15 protein-coding genes are annotated in these 17,571 nt (G+C 38.1%); 14 read left to right on the plus strand and 1 reads right to left on the minus strand.

Features of this window, described 5'->3' with window-relative positions; translation table 11 throughout:
- Positions 1-623: 623 nt before the first annotated feature.
- The 9 genes from I3B46_RS02225 to I3B46_RS02265 all read left to right on the plus strand — a co-directional run bounded on the left by I3B46_RS02225 (position 624) and on the right by I3B46_RS02265 (position 8,256).
- Positions 624-893: a helix-turn-helix domain-containing protein gene (locus I3B46_RS02225; protein ID WP_004926025.1), complete on the plus strand. Its 270-nt coding sequence runs from the start codon at positions 624-626 to the stop codon at positions 891-893.
- Positions 894-1,090: 197 nt separating this feature from the next.
- On the plus strand, positions 1,091-1,642 hold the full coding sequence (locus tag I3B46_RS02230) for a fimbrial protein (RefSeq protein ID WP_004926028.1): 552 nt from the start codon (positions 1,091-1,093) through the stop codon (positions 1,640-1,642).
- A gap of 60 nt (positions 1,643-1,702) precedes the next feature.
- A complete protein-coding gene (locus I3B46_RS02235; protein WP_231405889.1) occupies positions 1,703-2,284 on the plus strand; it encodes a fimbrial protein in 582 nt (193 codons plus the stop codon).
- 58 nt (positions 2,285-2,342) lie between these two features.
- Positions 2,343-4,859 carry a fimbria/pilus outer membrane usher protein gene (locus tag I3B46_RS02240; protein WP_104873027.1) on the plus strand — a complete coding sequence of 839 codons (2,517 nt, stop codon included), beginning with the start codon at positions 2,343-2,345 and terminating at the stop codon, positions 4,857-4,859.
- 53 nt (positions 4,860-4,912) lie between these two features.
- On the plus strand, positions 4,913-5,650 hold the full coding sequence (locus tag I3B46_RS02245; RefSeq protein ID WP_036942049.1) for a fimbrial biogenesis chaperone: 738 nt from the start codon (positions 4,913-4,915) through the stop codon (positions 5,648-5,650).
- 39 nt (positions 5,651-5,689) lie between these two features.
- Positions 5,690-6,097, plus strand: coding sequence for a fimbrial protein (locus I3B46_RS02250; RefSeq protein ID WP_104873026.1), 408 nt, complete (start codon positions 5,690-5,692; stop codon positions 6,095-6,097).
- Complete coding sequence (locus tag I3B46_RS02255; RefSeq protein ID WP_061064658.1) at positions 6,090-6,617, plus strand: fimbrial protein; 528 nt, start codon at positions 6,090-6,092, stop codon at positions 6,615-6,617. Before I3B46_RS02250 ends, I3B46_RS02255 begins: the two co-directional genes overlap by 8 nt.
- The gene (locus I3B46_RS02260; RefSeq protein ID WP_004926037.1) at positions 6,617-7,138 is read left to right on the plus strand and encodes a fimbrial protein; all 522 of its coding nucleotides are present in this window, start codon (positions 6,617-6,619) and stop codon (positions 7,136-7,138) included. The genes I3B46_RS02255 and I3B46_RS02260 overlap by 1 nt, the downstream gene beginning before the upstream one ends.
- A gap of 47 nt (positions 7,139-7,185) precedes the next feature.
- Positions 7,186-8,256, plus strand: a complete 1,071-nt coding sequence (locus I3B46_RS02265) for an adhesin (RefSeq protein WP_230084741.1) — start codon at positions 7,186-7,188, stop codon at positions 8,254-8,256.
- A gap of 510 nt (positions 8,257-8,766) precedes the next feature.
- On the opposite strand, the gene chiP is transcribed toward I3B46_RS02265, so the two are convergent.
- Positions 8,767-10,152 carry a chitoporin ChiP gene (gene chiP, locus I3B46_RS02270; protein ID WP_169342291.1) on the minus strand — a complete coding sequence of 462 codons (1,386 nt, stop codon included), beginning with the start codon at positions 10,150-10,152 and terminating at the stop codon, positions 8,767-8,769.
- Positions 10,153-10,467: 315 nt separating this feature from the next.
- On the opposite strand from chiP, the gene I3B46_RS02275 reads away from it, so the two are divergent.
- From I3B46_RS02275 to I3B46_RS02295, 5 genes are all read left to right on the plus strand, one after another.
- Positions 10,468-11,784, plus strand: a complete 1,317-nt coding sequence (locus I3B46_RS02275) for an MFS transporter (protein ID WP_004926045.1) — start codon at positions 10,468-10,470, stop codon at positions 11,782-11,784.
- Between the two features lie 2 nt (positions 11,785-11,786).
- Positions 11,787-13,559 carry an SDR family NAD(P)-dependent oxidoreductase gene (locus I3B46_RS02280; protein WP_061064661.1) on the plus strand — a complete coding sequence of 591 codons (1,773 nt, stop codon included), beginning with the start codon at positions 11,787-11,789 and terminating at the stop codon, positions 13,557-13,559.
- A 10-nt stretch (positions 13,560-13,569) separates the two neighbouring features.
- A complete protein-coding gene (locus I3B46_RS02285; RefSeq protein ID WP_104873025.1) occupies positions 13,570-15,240 on the plus strand; it encodes an amidohydrolase in 1,671 nt (556 codons plus the stop codon).
- Positions 15,241-15,303: 63 nt separating this feature from the next.
- On the plus strand, positions 15,304-16,443 hold the full coding sequence (locus I3B46_RS02290) for a class II histone deacetylase (RefSeq protein WP_014656896.1): 1,140 nt from the start codon (positions 15,304-15,306) through the stop codon (positions 16,441-16,443).
- Positions 16,444-16,503: 60 nt separating this feature from the next.
- Positions 16,504-17,556, plus strand: coding sequence for a RidA family protein (locus tag I3B46_RS02295; RefSeq protein WP_104873023.1), 1,053 nt, complete (start codon positions 16,504-16,506; stop codon positions 17,554-17,556).
- The last annotated feature ends 15 nt before the right edge of the window (positions 17,557-17,571 follow it).

Genomic DNA, 17,571 nt, shown 5'->3' on the forward strand with positions numbered 1-17,571 from the left:
TAAATAATTAGTTTCTATATAAAAATATATCTTAATAATAATGGTGTATTTTAAATTAACGATAGTTTTATTTTAATTATTCTATTTTTATTTAATGTTTTTCTATCCTGGCCTTACTCTATAATGGTGTAATTTCAATTTCTTATGTTGTAAGTGTTTTTTATTTAGTTTTCTTGAGTGGGATTATTACTTTTCTTAGCTTTAATATACTGTTTTATATCCTATAGTTTTGATTTAAATAATTACTTTAGATAAGTGTATTTTTATCTGTTTATTTTCGCTATTTTTATTGAAATAGCAAGAAAATTAATTGCAAAAAACATTATTCAATATTGAAGTGTATTTTTTAACTATTTGATAATAATGATTTTATATTATTATCCCATCGTGATAAACGATCGATTTGCTTATTTTTGATAGGATTTAGCTATTGATAATTGGGTGTTTGATCGATATAAACGTATTTACACATTTAATTGATAAATCTATATTTTAATAAAATTATATTTTTATTTATTATCAGTGAATCCATTTGCTAATTTAATTATTAGTAATAAGAGAAGGCTATTTAAAAATAGTGACTTTATTATGAAACTTAAATATCTGACGATTGGTTTTTTAATATGAGCAAAAATAGAATTTTATTAAGACAAGATATTGGTGATTTTTTAAGAGCAGCGAGAAGAGGTAAATCTTTAACTGGTCTTCAACTTGGAAAAATGTTGCATATTAGCCAACAACAAATTTCCCGTTACGAACGAGGAGAAACAAGTATCAGCATTGAAACATTAGATGTTTTATTAAAAGGATTAGATATGGATTGGTCAGACTTTTTTTTCAAAGTGATGGCAAATTATTCGGCTGAAATAGCGGAATTAAAACTCTACAGATAGCCTCCAGTAGCAGAATTTAACGACGGTAATTTATACGCGAAGCGCCATTGCGTATGCAAGGAGACGAAAGCGGTTTGATCAGGGATGATTTTTTTATTGTTACCTATTAAGAATCAATTAGTAAATTCCATCATATCAATGCCTTATGATGAATTTATAGCAATTTAAGTCTTATTTTATATTGAAAGGAAAAACACATGAAACTAGTAAAATTCACGCAAGTGGTTGTTGTTGCTACATCTGTTGCCTCTTTCAACACGACTGCGGATAACTTAGGTACAGTGGATTTTATCGGTACAGTCGTCAGTACCCCCTGTAATATCGCCCAATCATCATTAAAACAAACCATTGATTTCGGACAGCTTTCTCGTCGTGCACTTGAGAATGGTAGGGTTGCCGAGGTGGATTTTAATATTGAATTCACGGGATGTGATTTTACGGACTTCGATAAAGATGCAGAAGGAAAGCCAATGGCAGTGAAAACCATGGAATTGGTGTTTACAGGTAAAAGCTATGCTGACGCTGCAAGCACATTACTCTCAACATCGGTGGGCAACACGAATAATGTCGGTGTTGGTATTGAGGGTTTTGAGTTCGGTAAAGCGAAGGATGTTTTATCGCGGATAGCGAACAAAAAAGGAGATAATACATTAAAATTCAAAGCATTTGCGAAAGCCGTAGACACAACAAAAGATGTTGTTGAAGGGCAGTTCAATGCAACCTCCAACTTCCGAATTACTTACCAGTAAACAGGATAGCCGTCCGCCAGCCTTTTGCTGGCGGAACCATCAAGGCATGCGGAGGGTGCTGTGAGTGCTTACAAACATTTTAGTCGCCACATTATACAATTCATGATGCTGTGGGTACTTGGTCACGCTACCGTGTATGCTGCGATTGATACACAGCGCCATTCTTTCAATGGAATGACCCGAATAGTAGGAACAGTGATTGCCACTCCCTGTTCAATAGCTATGACTGATCGTTACCAAACAATCAATTTTTCCCCGTTGACCTTAACGCTATTATCCACAGCCAGCGGTCGTGAGCGCTATAGCCAACCCTTTATCATTGAGCTACATGGTTGCGGCAGCATGCTCTCGACAATCGACAGTAAAACATGGTCAATACGTTTTTCCGGACATACAACTCAAAATATAAATGCCTTTGTATTACAGGGGCCTTCACACGGCTTAGGCATTTCCGTATTGGATGAACAACGAAAAAGATTGGTTCCTGAGCAGCGCTATTTTTTGTCTAACCACGTGTTACGGCAAGACAAATCTGGGGAGACTCTTTTTTTACGTTACTTCTTACCACTAGAGCTGACAGGGCAACCGATTCAAGCAGGTAGCTATCAAGGTTTGGTTCGTTTTTTCATCGACTATCAATAAGAAACAGAAATAAGGGTCTCATCACTTATTTTTGAGGTGCTTCTTTGTCGTATTAGGGATGGAACAGAGCATGGTGTTTAAACATAGCAAACTACGGCGGGTTATTTTATTGGCGTTTGGCCTGACGACATGGGGCGCGAGTGCTGCTGAATTCAATACTGATGTGCTGGATGCAGAAGATCTGCAAAATATCGATATAAGCCGATTCTCTGTCGCCGGATATGTACCGCCGGGAGATTATGTTTTAACTGTGTGGGTTAATGGGCTGCGCTTAGGCGCCCCACGTGATATTTCCGTATATGAGAAAAGCCCTTCTGCCGAGCAACGCTCTCCATTTGTTTGTATACCAACAGATATGCTGCAATTAATAGGATTGACGCATTCTGCAAAGCGCAAATTAACCACGTTAAACGAAGGGCGATGCCTAGATTTATCATTGTTATCCGGGGCTCAAACTCAAGTTGAGCTATCGACATTATCATTAAAAATAACTATCCCTCAAATGTGGATGGAGTACAGAGATCCCTACTGGATACCGCCAGCATTATGGGAGGAAGGTGTAAACGGGGGATTTATGGATTTCAATGCGAACGCGTCAGCAACAAAAGAAAAAGGCGGCACTAAACGAGTTTATTTATCAACCAATGGAACGATGGGGATAAATACCGGCGCTTGGCGCTTTCGCGGGGATTATAATGGAAGCTACCAAAAACAGCGTGGAGGATACTCGCCACAAGAAACACATCAGTTTGATTTCAGCCGGTTATATGCATTCACTTCATTAACAGAGTCAGCCGCTATTTTGACGTTAGGCGAGAATTATTTTTATTCTGATATTTTTGACGCTTGGCAATATAGCGGGGTGTCATTAGAAAGTGACGATAGAATGCTCCCTCCCAAGCTGGTTGGTTATGCACCTGAAATTATCGGCGTAGCCAATACCAATGCGACGGTGATCGTCCGTAGCCAAGATAGGGTTATCTCTGAAACGCTTGTTCCACCAGGGCCTTTTCGTATTCAAACATTAGAGAGTGGGATACGCGGTATATTGGATGTCACCGTGAGAGAAGAAAATGGTGAAGAGAAGACATTTACGGTTAGCACAGCGTCACTGCCTTATTTAACGCGGCCGGGACGCCTTATTTATAAGTTAGTCGGTGGAAAAACGCGTTATGATAGCCATCATCTTACAGGTAAGCCCGTTATTGGTGGCGAGTTTTCCTATGGCGTCTCTAATGCTTGGTCATTGTACGGAGGCTCTCAGTTAAATGGTTATTATCAGGCGCTAGCGGTAGGTTTAGGGCGTGATCTTTTTTCCATTGGCGCTATTTCCGTTGATATCACTCAGTCCTTTGCTGATCTTGAAGATAAGAAGCGACGAGGGCGCTCTTATCGAGTCAACTATGCTAAATCCTTTGATGATTTGCGTACGGATATTACATTTGCAGGCTACCGTTTTGCCGATAAAGACTACCGGACGTTGACACAATTTTCTGATGAGGCGCGTACAGGTATTACCCCCTATGCGCCGAAAACGAATTATCAAATTTACCTGAATAAGTACTTTGAAAACTTTAATATTTCCTTAAATTATCAATACAGTACTTATTGGCAAAACGATCCTCAAACACAATATGGGATGTATGCAAGTACCCATCTCAACTTGCCAGCCTTATCTCAACATGGGGCGAGTTTATCGCTGTCTGCTACGCGAACAGAGCGGGATAATGGTTTTGAAGATGATGCAATTAATCTATACCTAACGGTTCCTCTTTATACAGGGCATAGCTTAACGTTTTCAGAGCTTTACTCTCGCTCATCCGGTCATAATCAATTCAATCACAACGTGGGTTATAGCGGCTACAACACGACCGATAATTACAGCTTAAATATGGGTTATCACCATGGCCAAAACATGGATAACCAAACCAGCCTTAGTGGTTTCTATTCTCGAGACTTATCGCAAGCGAATATCTCAGCAAATGCCAGCTATGTACCGCATGAATATCGTAGTGTGGGAGCCTCCATAAACAGTGGAATAACCGCGACCGCTAAAGGTGTTGCATTACATCGTTCAGCAAATGGTGACACGCGATTAATGATAGATACGTCGGGGATCAGCGGCGTGCCTTTAGATAATGGCGTGATCAAAACCAACGCTTTTGGGTTAGCGGTGATCCCAAATGTGAATAGCTATCGTAAGTCTACTGCATCCATTAATACCAGCAAATTACCCGATAATTTAGAGACGTTAACGTCGACAACCGATATTACGCTCACTAAAGGAGCGATTGGTTATCGCCATTTAACGGTGATGAAGGGAGAAAAACTCTTTGCCATTTTGTCATTAGAGAACGGCAAGAAACCGCCTTTTGGTGCCAGTGTACGCAATGCTGATAATCGTGAATTAGGTATTGTCGGGGAAGATGGAGTGACTTGGTTAGTGGGCGTTTCGGCACAAGAGTCGTTATTTGTTTATTGGGATAACCAAAAGCAATGCGGGATCAAATTGCCAGAGACGTTTGTTGTGTCGTCGGACATGTTGTTACTGCCATGCCTACGGGGGAAGTTGTAGTTTCATTCATCATCTAGGTAAAAAATAATTAAATTAGGTTTATGAGGTTAGGTATGTTGAATTTATATTTACGTCATGGGCTGTTTGTCGGTTGTTGTTTATTTCTGTTGCTAACCACGCTATATGCGCATAGTGCCGTCACATTAGATAGAACTCGGATCGTTTTTCCCGGAGATGAACGCGCGATCAATATCAGGATCACGAATGATAATCCTGAAGAAGCTTATTTGGCACAAAGCTGGATAGAAGATTTACAAGGAAATAAATTAACCAAAGGGGCGATTTTAGCGACACCACCTTTGCAGCGAATTGAACCCAATAGCGATAGTTTAGTGCGATTAAGTGTGACACCGCTGCTGGAACAATTGCCGCAAGATAGAGAATCGGTATTTTATTTTAATTTACGGGAAGTACCTCCTAAATCGACAGAAGGAAATACATTACAAATTGCGTTGCAGTCTCGCGTTAAGTTGTTTTATCGCCCTAAGAATATTTTGTCAGAGTCGCAGACACAATGGGCACATAAGATCACACTGGCGAGAACGGCAAAAGGTTATCAACTGAATAATCATACGCCTTTTCATTTAACTGTTATTGGCTTAGGTAACAGCAAATCTCAATCTGAACAAAGTCGCTTTGATGTTGTTATGGTTCCACCTAAATCAACGCACGACATTATATCACCTTCATTATCAACTCCTTATCTTACTTACATTAACGACTACGGTGGCAAGCCAACTCTGGCATTTCGTTGTATTGATGCGATTTGCACCGTGAGAGAGGAGCTGTGATAGCCATCTTGGCAGCAAACAATAAAAAGGAAGGAAATAATGAATTCAAAAATTGTATTGCTATGTCTACTTGCTCTGATTGGCGCTATAGGTAATTGGGCAAAAGCCGCGCCATTGATATCCAATACATTGATAACGGGAGACAATGATGGGCAGCTATTACAAGGATGGGTAAGGGTTAATGCTGTTTTATTTCATGCTCCTTGTAATTTAATCAGCCACACTGAGGCTATTTTGACAGGATGTGGAAGTGGTGGGCTATTTCGTGACAGTGCCCTTTTGAAAGGGGCTGCGAAAACGCCTGTCAAAGTACAATTTATTGATATGCGGCAAGGCGTTGTATTGGAATATTTTGAGATGAGCTTAGATAATGGCAATAACCCAATACCGCTTCCTGAACTCAATAAAAATCAAAATAGAGTGGGGCTAGAGGTGAGTTATGAATAAAGCATTTATCTTAATTGCCATATGCTCTTTCAGCCCATTACATGCGTTGGGTAAAAATCATTTAAATGTTGAATTTAAAGGTGAACTTATTCATCACGATTGCCAAATTGCAGCGGGATCTATTAATAAACAAATTCAATTAGGTTATTTGCGTAAACAATATCTTAATGAACATAGCGTCAGCGACGTGTTTCCCTTTTTTATTGAAATTAATAAATGTAGCCCATCTGATCTGAATAAAATAATCCGTCTAACATGGCAAAGCCATCAATTAATCGACATTGATGGTAACCATTATCTAACGACGCAAGGCGCAAGCGGGGCGTTACTTGGATTGATAGAAATGGATAAAGACAAGCAGCCTGTTATTTGGAATCAACCCATTAAGGTTGGTGTCGTGTCAGTCGTAGATAATCGCCAACAATTAAACTTTGGGGTATTTGTTCGTAAACCTGCAAGCGGTGAAATCAAAACGGGGGATTTTAAAGGCACGGCGACATTTGTGGTGGAGTACGAATAATGAAACAACACAAGACACTGATCACCGTGTTAATGCTATTTGGCTCGTTAGTTCACGCAGATGTTTTAGTGGAGGTCAGTGCAACTATGGTGGCGCCTAGTTGCAATATTCACAGTGAACATCATGGCTCTACGTTAAAAATAGATTTCGGTACGGTAAAGTTTGATGAATTAAATAGCGCTTCGCACCATAGAGCGTTTGCGATTCAACTTTCAGGGTGTGACTTTAATAAAGATTTAGCGATTATGCTGGCGCCGAAAGGGAACAATACATTCATTCATAATGGGCAAACAGTATTAGCGACCTCAATTTCTGGATTAGGGATCTCTTTCAATGAAGTCATCGACGGGGGCATCCGTCCTTTGGCGATGAACAAGCTGCAACGAATTAACCCACAACGGCTTAGCGCTACCGAATACCAAACTGATTTACAGGCGCGCCTTGTTAATCGCATTCCTGCTGAACAATTAGCGGCGGGCAAGTTCACTTCTGCTATGACAATTTTAGTCGCGTATGACTAATAAGGGCTAAAGCGATGTGTGATTTTAAAGATGATGGTCGTAGGTATATGACAGCTAAAAATTATGCGTGGATGATAGGTTTATCTTTAATGATAAATAGCTTAGATGCAACGGCTGATTACGCAGCTCAAATTGTCGACCCCAACACAGGGTATGTGATCAAATTAGAGCGTAACAGTGAATTAGTGGCGACGCCACTTGTTGGCTCTAATGGAAAAAATTATTACCGCATTGGCAATACGATGCTAATTGATAGTGCCAGTAAAGATGTGAGTGTATCCGGTTATGTTAAATGCTTAGGTCGGCAATGGGGAGAGAGCAGTGTAGGCATCCCATCGGAAAACGCATTTCATCGCTTATTTATGTATGCGCCAATGGCTGGTGTCTATATTGAAGGGAGACCTGCCTATCAAATCAACAGTAATTTAGTCATGACGGTTGAAACAAACTTGATGAGTTGGGTCAATATTGACGCTGCGGTTTGTTCTAATGGCTTTGATGGAGACATTTTTCCTTCGGGGCAGTTCTATAGCCAATTTCCAATCAAATTAACCTTCTATATTAATGAGCGAATTATTGATGGGCAATTAGTGATAAATGCTATGGATTTAGGTGGCTATGTTCGCGCTTATACCGCCAAGAAAACGGTACCGCCTTACGACAGTTGGCCTATCAATGAGACAACGGTTCCATTACGGCTGGCTGCTTCACAAATTCATATTGGCTCTCTGTGCACGACCATGACTAGCACAGGGCAAGCAGAAACCGTCAGCCTACGTCATGGCAAACTCAGTAGTGTGAATTACGATAGTACAGTGGTAGAAAAAGTCACTTACAGTTGTAAGTTTAAATCATCGACTAACATCCGATTACGTTTGGATTACACCAAAGATGATGACCCTCAAAAGCGCTTGCCATTAAAAAGCCAGTTAAACCATCACGATGTCATTTATAGTGAATTAACAATGACCGATGAAGCGACAGGGCAAACGGGGCAAAGTTTAAACCTTGAGATCCATCAACTCGATACCATCAGCATTACCAGTCGCATTCAAGGGCAAAATGCAGCTGCGGGGGATTATCGAGGATCTGCGTGGTTGATTGCGACTTATGATTAACTTGTCTTGCTGACAATAAGCTATTCGGTTGAGCCGTAAGAGCCAGTTATCTTGAAACAGGTTTGGGAAGCGTGCCTTGGTCTGTTTTGTTAGATAATCATCTCGCTGGCTTCATTTATTGCACTAGGAGGAAAATGGCGGCTCAACCCACCCTCTGTTATTGATGAATACGCTGAATAAAGTTTGAAGGTGTTTTGCTCAACCATTTTTTAAACATGGTCGAGAATGCACCCACACATCGCGTTTTATGCTATCGACGCGATTTAGAGGGATATTTCGCATAATGGCTCGCATTAACTCAGATGGAAATATCATTTCTATTTTTGGCAGCTTGGCTAGCCTTGTTTGTTTGCTATTGCCATTTTTAACGATAATGGATAGGGGCTATCCGTGGTTATGAGTGAAATACCGGTCATAATTATGACCGGCATAAATGAAAAGATAACGATCATTTGCTATTAAAAAACCTAAGCATCCAAGAAAAATAAATTTAATAAATTATTGTGTTAATTAAAAAATCGTAAATGGGGCAGTCACAATAAATTTGATATCTTTTTCATCTTGGAAAATGTTATTAAATCCTCCACCCCAGCTTGGGATATCGCTGTGGTTATCAAAACGAGTGTAATGTAATTTAAAGGTAGTATCCTTAGCTTTACCAGTTTGAATGGTGTAGAGAATATCAAAATTCCATGCACTTTCTCTGACGCGTTGGCTTTGGTCATAAATTGGATTATTACTCGGTTTTGCATCCCAAGCATAAACATAAGAGGTGCCGATTTTCCAACCTGCGAGATCCCAACTGGATAAATCATAGGTCACACCAGCAAATAGCGCTTTTTCATTGTCGGAGTTGAAATCTGAACGGGCATCCCACCAAACATCTATACGACCATTTGAAGTGCCGTAAGCCGAGGTCATGCGCTGTAAAAAGTAACCTTGTTGACCAGGAGAGTGCACCATCGTTCCTTCAACTTGGAAGTCTAAAGCATCGTAGGTATAGCCTAAAGTGAACGCCTGTAACCAAGCTAATCCATCATAGACATCATTAACACCACCACTATTGTCTTTATCTTGTGCGCCGTAGAATTGATACGATACTCTTAAATCACGTCCAGCAAGCGGGAATGCGTAAGAGATCTTGGCAAGATATTGATCCATATAACCTTCAGCTTGACCAACTGCACCCTCTAGCACCAGCTTGTTTTTGGCATCATATTTCACACCCAGTGAGTGTAAATAATCAATCGTGGTTGTTGAGTCGGCTTCGCGGAATTCATACATTTCACGATACCATGGCGCTTTATATTGATCCGTCCACATATAGGAAATATTAAATTTCCCACTGTCCTCGGTATCAAATTCAGCCCCCACTTCGGCACCACGGTAAGTACCGGGTAAAAAGCTCCAGTTAGTGGCTAACAAAGTTTGACCACTTGGTTGTATATAGCCTGCTTTACCCCAAAATGGCCCTAATTTTAATTTTGTTGCAGCGGTCGTGAAGGTAAACCCATTACGGTCGCCTGTACCTTTCTCATCCCAAACATTTTTGGCATCACTAAAGCCAATTTCATTCGGTGCGGCAGGGCCGCCGTTTGATAATTCGACAGCAGTATACCCGGCAAAATCAAAGCCAATAAAATCTTGAATATAACCAGAAGAAAAGTCGAGAGCTATATTTAATGATGAGTGTTTAAGATTATCTGTATATTGACCATATTTATCACTGCCGGGTGTTAATTCTTTTCTTGATCTATCCCTTTGCCAATAATAGATACCACCTTTTAATGTTGCATCATCAAAAAATGGTTGAGCATTGATTTTAGGAATATAACAACTTGCGGTTAATATAGAAAATATCTCTAATGCTAATAGTTTTTTAGTATGCTTAATCATGGAATTAGCCATTCTTTATTCCTCAATATTGATTGAATTAATTAATTGATTTTTATTTTTTATAAATAATGAAGGGCAAAGTGATAAATAAAACACTAAGCCAATAACATTTATATTTTGTGATTAATATTAAGCAATCTGAAAAGTAGGGTTTTATGAATTTAAGAGAATGTCATTTGCCAATAGGGACCATGGTAGCTGTTGATTTCGAGATATTATGTAAGGTTGGGTTTTTATACTGAGTGATCTTGTTTTTTTTGGATTAAATTGCGGAGTTGGATTTCTAAATGCTGTTTTTAAAAGTGAAAACCTTTAATGCATTATCCAGTATTTTATTATGTGACGTATAAAAACAAAAAAATGTCACCTTTAGCTATTAAAAGTTTTTTAAATTTATATTTATATTATGAAAAATGGAAAATAAGAGGGTTTGATATGAGTGAATCAGTCGGATCTATGAAGTCTCAAAAAATGCAGTTATCAACATGGCGAGTTTATCTTTCACCTATTATAGGTGGAATATTTATTCCGATGATGTTCTTGTGGGCACCGTTAATTACTATTCAAATGGATAAGGAACTTGGTTTTTCGCCAGAAAAAGTAGGTTTTATCTATATGATAGAAATTTTAACCGGGATGTTAGCAAACGTTATTGCCTTCTTTTGGTTAAAAACAAAGATAAACTGGTATCATATTTATGTGGCTATGATCCTACTTACCGCGGTATTAAACATTATCTCAGGTTTTTTAATTAAAGATCATTTTAATCTTTATATTGCTATCAGAATCCTCTCTGCAATATCAGGATCGACTATTTTTATCATAACCAATTCGTGTATGGCGTTATTGCCAAACTCATATCGAGCGTTCAGTATCTCCCTATTTAGCCAAATTATATTAGGGAGTTTAGGGCTGTTTATTTTACCGTTATTCCTTGAAAGTTATGGCATATTTTCAGTTTATGTTTTCGTGTCCATACTGTTAGTTTGTGTTTTACCGCTAACTAAAGGTATAGATGCTATTTGGCGAATGAAAGAGGAAAATATTTTTAAAGAACAAGCCCAAGGAGCGGTAAAAAATCGTACGGTAAAAAATGAGATGTATCTATGCTTAGCAGGTATCTTCTTATTTAATGTCGTGGTTGCTGGTGTTTGGACATTTATTGGAGGTTATCTTAGCGCGTTACAAGTCGATCTTTCAGTCGTGTATAACATTTTAGGTTCGGCAAGTATGGTCGGTATATTGGGCGCGGGAACTTCAATTCTATTTAGTAAAAAAGTAAATTTAGTTTTTGTTACTTGCTTTATATTTTTAATCGCATCTGTGCTAGCAATGTACTTAAATACTAGCATCATGCTTGTGATTATCAGTTGTTACGCTTTTAAATATATATGGACACTAATATTACCATTTACGATGAGTATTGCTGCTGAATATGAAGTCGATGGAAATGTTATGAACCTTACATCACTTACATTGGGGCTGGGTATCGCGTTAGGGCCGATGTTTAGCGGAATGTTAATTGAGCGTGTTAGTTTTTCTGCAATGTTTTTATTCAATTTATTATTACTTGTTGCCTCCATGGTAATCATTATGAAAATAATTTTTAAAAATAATAAAGATAAGGCTTAATAATGACAAAAAATTTAAATCATTATCATGTGCATACTACGTGGAATGAAGTACTAGACGGAATATCGTTGAAGAATAAAAAGTATCTAATCACAGGCGCTAATATTGGATTAGGCAAAGAGTCTGCTAAGGCAATATTAAGCCATGAAGGATATGTTGTTCTTACCGTCAGGACAGAGGAAAAAAAACAACAACTTTATACGGAGCTTTCTTCACAATTTGATGATGCTTTATTTGAAATTAAATTGCTTGATTTGTCATCGTTAAATGATATTCGGCGTTTCGTAAAGCAAATTATTCTAGAAGATGTGAAACTTGATGGGATATTGGCTAATGCCGGGGTAATGGCCACTGATTTTAAATTAACCGTCGATGGATTTGAACAGCAGTTTGGCATTAATCATTTAGGGCATTTTCTATTAATTAACAAACTGACACCTTGCTTATTAAAAGGTGCAAGGGTTGTTATGATGACATCGGGGGCGCATCGCTTAAGTAATGTCGATTTAGATGATCCAAATTTCAATCATCGACCATACAGCCGTTGGACTGCGTACGGACAATCTAAATCAGCAAATGTATTATTTGCATTTGAGTTTGATAGGCGCTGGAAAGATTATAATATTCGAGCTTTTGCGGTAGCTCCCGGCATTGTTCTTGATACAAACCTACATCTGCATTTGCAGCACGATGATTTTAAAGAGTTAGCAGAGAAACAGGACACCAATAAAGTACCTGTAAAATCATTATCAGCCGGTGTTGCAACACAGATTATGGCATTGTGTCACCCTGAATTTGCGGATAAAGGGGGAATTTTTTTAGAACATTGCAGTTATTCTCAAATTAATGAGGATACACGGCAGGGAACGGGGGTTATTCCATGGGTACTGGATGTCGCTTTCGGTCAAAAATTATGGCACCTCTCGGAAGAAATGGTGAATGAAACATTCACAGAATACGCCAAACTGAAATCTGAAGTGAGTTATGGGGAGTTGGCCCATAATCGTTTACCTCAAAGCAAAAAAATTAGCCTGACAGGGATAGAATTTAAAACAGAAAACGCAGTGATTGAGATCTTTTTCGATCAAAAGAGCTGCACGATAGAAGGTTATCACCAACAAGGTATTTTTATCCCGAAAGAGGCAAATTATGAAGCGGTTGAGGTGAGAAATAATCTGTTTTTTGTGGATCTTTTATTTCCAGAGCATACGGAAATTACGCTATCTATTGCACTCGATTTTACCACAAATAAAGCGCTATTTATTCTTACACAATATCAACCTAAAAGTTTGCCTGATCACAGCAAGCCAATACCATTAAAGTTAGCGTCTAATTATCAGCAATATTTTACACCAGCAATAATACTGACTGGAAACCATAAAGTTAATGAATGCCGGTATCCTTTTATTACGAGTGATTTGATTGGCAGTCGGGCGTTATATTGTTATTCGAATTTACCATCGACAGTGTATGAGCATATTTATATCAATTCACATTGGTATTGCTATAACGTCATTAATGGTATCAGAAAAGGTGATGGGGGATGCGATCAAGTGAGTTATTATAAGTTTGACGATTCTACTTATGTGGTGACTTGGCGAGAGCTATTAATCGACCTATCCTTTGTTTTTGTTTATGACTTGGAGAATAAGACGACAACAGGGAAAGGCTGGGGAAATCTGTCAGAAGTGAATAAAATGATTAATATTCCAGCCGGTGCAAATATTATTTCTCTTAACTCATTAAATTACCCATTAAATTATATTCCAACATAAGGTGTTTATAATGAGTCAAGATGCTGATTTAGTCATTATTAATGCCAAGGTTGCAACGGTAGATAAAAACTTCTCTTTCTATGAGGCGATAGCGATTGCAAAAGAGAGAATTATTGCTGTTGGTGATAATGATGATATTTTTAAAAAAATAGGTTTTCATACTCAGATAATTGATGCAAAAAATAAGCTTGTGTTACCTGCTGCACATGATGCGCATATCCATGCGACACACACGGGCATGCTGATTTCTGGTGATTTCCTAAATTTGTTTGAGAGTAAATTAAAAAATGAGTTTGAAAGTCAGTTGGAGACTCATTTAACCGCTAAAAAAAACAGGGACTGGATCTACGGCATTGGATGCCCCTTTGAACTCCTTGATGATAACAACGAAAAAATCGCGGTTAACCAAGCTTACTTATCCCAAAAAACGAATGGGAAATTAGCAAGCTTTAGTGATTTTAGTTTACATAACCTAATTGTTAATCAGGAGGTTATAGAATTATCAGGGTTAAATTCTAAATCCATAGAGCTACCGAAAGAGGTCGGACGAATAGGTATTGATCAGCAAGGTGAGCCTAACGGTATTATTTCTGAATGGGGAGCCATGAACCTTGTTGGGAAATATTTACCTCAGCTATCTGATGAAGAACTTAAAAGCTATATTTTACTTATCCAATATCATTTACTACAAAATGGCATCACAAGTTACACCGATATTTTAGGGCCAGGAGGCGATAATCTATTTCATGGTGCTTGGAGTAGCAGAGTCATAAAGCTCTATAAGGCGCTTTATGATGAAAATAAGTTATTAACTCGGGTTAGTGTTAATTTATTTGCGGCAAAAGAAGGTGTGCACAGTTTTAAAAATATTATTTCTGGTGCCGAAGCGTTTTCATATCCACTTCATACCGATAAATCATGGTTAAAAGTCGATACGATAAAGTTATTTGGTGATAGTTCACCTTGTATTCGAAGATCATGCAATGGTTATCAAGGAGAGCTAACCTTTGCTGGTCATAGTGTTGAAGAACAAATTGCCGAACTTAATAAAACCATTGTTGAATTACACCGCTTAGGTTGGCAGGTTGGTATTCATGCAATTGGTGGAAAAACGATTGATGCAGCAATAGATGCCTTTTCTTATGCAGAAAAGATCATGCCAAATAAAGACTTACGCCATTTTATTATTCATGGTGATGATCTCACGATTGAGAATGCGAAAACAATGGCAAAAAATAATATTTTGCTATCCTGCCAACCAATCGCAGGCTATAGCATGATCAATGATATTAAGCAGATTATACCCGATGAGTACAACGCTAAGTTATTTGACTGGCAGTCTTATATTAATGAAGGCGTTGTGGTTGCTGCTGGCTCTGATGCCTGTTGCTTCCCATTTAATTGGTTAAAAGGACTTGAATTTACGCTGACTAGAAAAGCTAAAAACAATCAAATTTATCAATCTGACCTAGGTTGTAAGATTGAGGATGCCATTCGCATGTACACCATTAATGGTGCCATTCAGGAACATCTTGAACATGAAAGAGGTTCGATAGAAGTAGGGAAATTGGCTGACTTACAAATATTAAGTCATGACCTATTTACTATTCCGGCTGAGCAAATAGGGAAAACCAATGTCATTATGACCATTTGTAATGGAAAAGTTGTGTATCAACGGTAATGGAATATCAGATGTGCTCGCGATTATTGAAGCTACACCAGATTATCTACTTAGGGGAATAATATGTTTTGCAGCATGAAAGACTCCACGATTAAAACTGGTCTTTTTTATCATGAATATTGTTTATGGGGGCGGAGTTATAAATCATCACCGCTAGCTTATAATCAAATGAATTGGATGCAACCTTTCGCGAATAATGAATTTGGGGCTAGCTCTGCAAGTTGCGTACGTCGTTTTAAATCCTTAATTGATGTGAGTGGCATGAATGAATTTTTATTTTCATACAGTGCCCCCCCCATTACTTATAATGATGCGGCGCGTGTTCATACCCAAGAGTATTTAAATGATTTTATTGAACTGAGTAAAAATGAAGGGGGGGAATTAGGTTTACAGGCACCATTTGGACCGGGGGGGTATCAAATAGCGCTATTATCCGCAGGCCAAGCAAAAGCCGCTGTTCATCAAGTGATGGACGGTTCTTTAAATAGGGCTTATGCCGTATGTGTGCCAGCAGGCCATCATGCTTTGCCAGATAAAGCGATGGGGGCGACCTATTTAGCGAACAGCAGTATTGCCGCTAAATATGCCCTTGAGAATTTAGGGGCAAAAAAAGTCGCTATATTGGATTGGGATGTTCATCATGGAAATGGAACTCAAGCTATTTTTTATAACGATAATAAAGTGCTTACCATCTCTATGCATCAAGATAACTGCTTCCCAATTAACTCAGGAGGTATCGAAGAACAAGGTAACCGAGAAGGTTTAGGATTCAATATTAATATTCCGTTATTACCGGGATGTGGCCATGATGAATATTTATATGCATTAAGAACAATAGCAATCCCTGCTCTTAGGACCTACAAACCGGATCTCATTATTATTGGCAGTGGTTATGATGCAAGTACCTTTGACCCTCTAGGACATATGCAACTCCATAGCCAGAGTTATCGAGAAATGATAGAAAGTATTGTCGCGGTCGCTCAGGACGTTTGCCATGGAAAAGTGGTTGTCATACATGAAGGAGGCTATTCTGAGCATTATGTTCCCTTTTGTGCATTAGCACTACTAGAAGGGTTAAGTGGCATAAATACTCAGGTTGTCGACCCTTTTATTTCTTTTATCCAACAACAAACGATTCCTCAAGCACTCAAAGAGTTACAAGAAAATTTAATAAATCACCAAGCGATTAAATTGGGTTTGTAACAATATTCTATTAGAGCAAGCGTTACACATTAAATTGATCTATTAATTGGGTGAGACATAATGAATATATTAAAAACCAATGATAATGTCATTGTTGGGTGGCACTCTTCTTTTTCGGGAGGCGATTTTGATACTCAATTAGCAATAATTATCTCTGAAGTAAATAATGCATTAATAAAAATGGGTATTAGTTATGCGGATATGCTAAAACATACAATAGCGATTAAAAGTGATAAAGTTGATCCCATCTATGCGATTAATCAATTTCATAAAGTTAGCCACGAAATAGCACAAGGCTACGGTAATAAAAAGCCTGTTGGAACAATTATTCGGCTTCCGAATTTTAGCAATGATAATGCTCTGGTAGCCATTGAGTTTATTTTTCCTCGTCATAACAAGGCGGTTCAATGCTTACCTTTCTATAATACGGAAATGGACGTTAGCCGCTCTTTAATTTATGAGGAGCTACTTTATATTACAGGCACGGAAGCTTTGATTGTTTCCGATGATAATAGCCATGCTTATTACATCAATGATACCCTTGAAGAGCAAGTTGCGGTGATTTTTGATAAAATTAATCGTTCAATAATTGAGTTAGATTACTCAATGGATGATCTTATTTTATTAAATGTTTATCTTCGTAGTGATGTCGCATATCAGCCAGTAATAGATCTGATAAAAGACGAGATTGCTAAATATACTGGAAATATTCAAGCTATTAATTGTGAACTCAATGTCACCTATTGTGATGGGATGGCCGTTGATGAATTTTTAATAGAAATAGACGGTTTTGTAAAAAGCCCATTATCACAGTTGGCTGCACCTATTCACTATGCTTGCTTTCAACTTAACCTAGATTTATATGATAGCTTTATACATGCAAAAAAACATATAGATAATATATTGGAAAATAATTTTTCATCCAGTATTAGAGTCACAATAAAATATGTTAAGAGTAAAAATAGTAGTGAGGCTTATATTGATATTATACATGATGAGCTAATGACGAAGTTAACAAGCGCCCATGTAGAAAATTATATTGTAGAGACATTGCCAGTCAAAAAACTCATGAATAACAAGTCATTTTTAGAAATAAGCATTCATTCATTTTAATTTATATCACAGGTG

It is taken from the genome of Providencia sp. 2.29 (genome assembly GCF_015832305.1).
GTDB lineage: Bacteria > Pseudomonadota > Gammaproteobacteria > Enterobacterales > Enterobacteriaceae > Providencia > Providencia stuartii.

What these genes read in the sequence shown, in the direction of transcription:
- I3B46_RS02225 (WP_004926025.1), top strand. Translation starts at nt 624, where the DNA reads ATGAGCAAAAATAGAATTTTATTAAGACAAGATATTGGTGATTTTTTA.
- I3B46_RS02230 (WP_004926028.1), top strand. Translation starts at nt 1,091, where the DNA reads ATGAAACTAGTAAAATTCACGCAAGTGGTTGTTGTTGCTACATCTGTT.
- I3B46_RS02240 (WP_104873027.1), top strand. Translation starts at nt 2,343, where the DNA reads ATGGAACAGAGCATGGTGTTTAAACATAGCAAACTACGGCGGGTTATT.
- I3B46_RS02245 (WP_036942049.1), top strand. Translation starts at nt 4,913, where the DNA reads ATGTTGAATTTATATTTACGTCATGGGCTGTTTGTCGGTTGTTGTTTA.
- I3B46_RS02250 (WP_104873026.1), top strand. Translation starts at nt 5,690, where the DNA reads ATGAATTCAAAAATTGTATTGCTATGTCTACTTGCTCTGATTGGCGCT.
- I3B46_RS02255 (WP_061064658.1), top strand. Translation starts at nt 6,090, where the DNA reads ATGAATAAAGCATTTATCTTAATTGCCATATGCTCTTTCAGCCCATTA.
- I3B46_RS02260 (WP_004926037.1), top strand. Translation starts at nt 6,617, where the DNA reads ATGAAACAACACAAGACACTGATCACCGTGTTAATGCTATTTGGCTCG.
- I3B46_RS02265 (WP_230084741.1), top strand. Translation starts at nt 7,186, where the DNA reads ATGACAGCTAAAAATTATGCGTGGATGATAGGTTTATCTTTAATGATA.
- chiP (WP_169342291.1), bottom strand. Translation starts at nt 10,152, where the DNA reads ATGATTAAGCATACTAAAAAACTATTAGCATTAGAGATATTTTCTATA.
- I3B46_RS02275 (WP_004926045.1), top strand. Translation starts at nt 10,468, where the DNA reads ATGCATTATCCAGTATTTTATTATGTGACGTATAAAAACAAAAAAATG.
- I3B46_RS02280 (WP_061064661.1), top strand. Translation starts at nt 11,787, where the DNA reads ATGACAAAAAATTTAAATCATTATCATGTGCATACTACGTGGAATGAA.
- I3B46_RS02285 (WP_104873025.1), top strand. Translation starts at nt 13,570, where the DNA reads ATGAGTCAAGATGCTGATTTAGTCATTATTAATGCCAAGGTTGCAACG.
- I3B46_RS02290 (WP_014656896.1), top strand. Translation starts at nt 15,304, where the DNA reads ATGTTTTGCAGCATGAAAGACTCCACGATTAAAACTGGTCTTTTTTAT.
- I3B46_RS02295 (WP_104873023.1), top strand. Translation starts at nt 16,504, where the DNA reads ATGAATATATTAAAAACCAATGATAATGTCATTGTTGGGTGGCACTCT.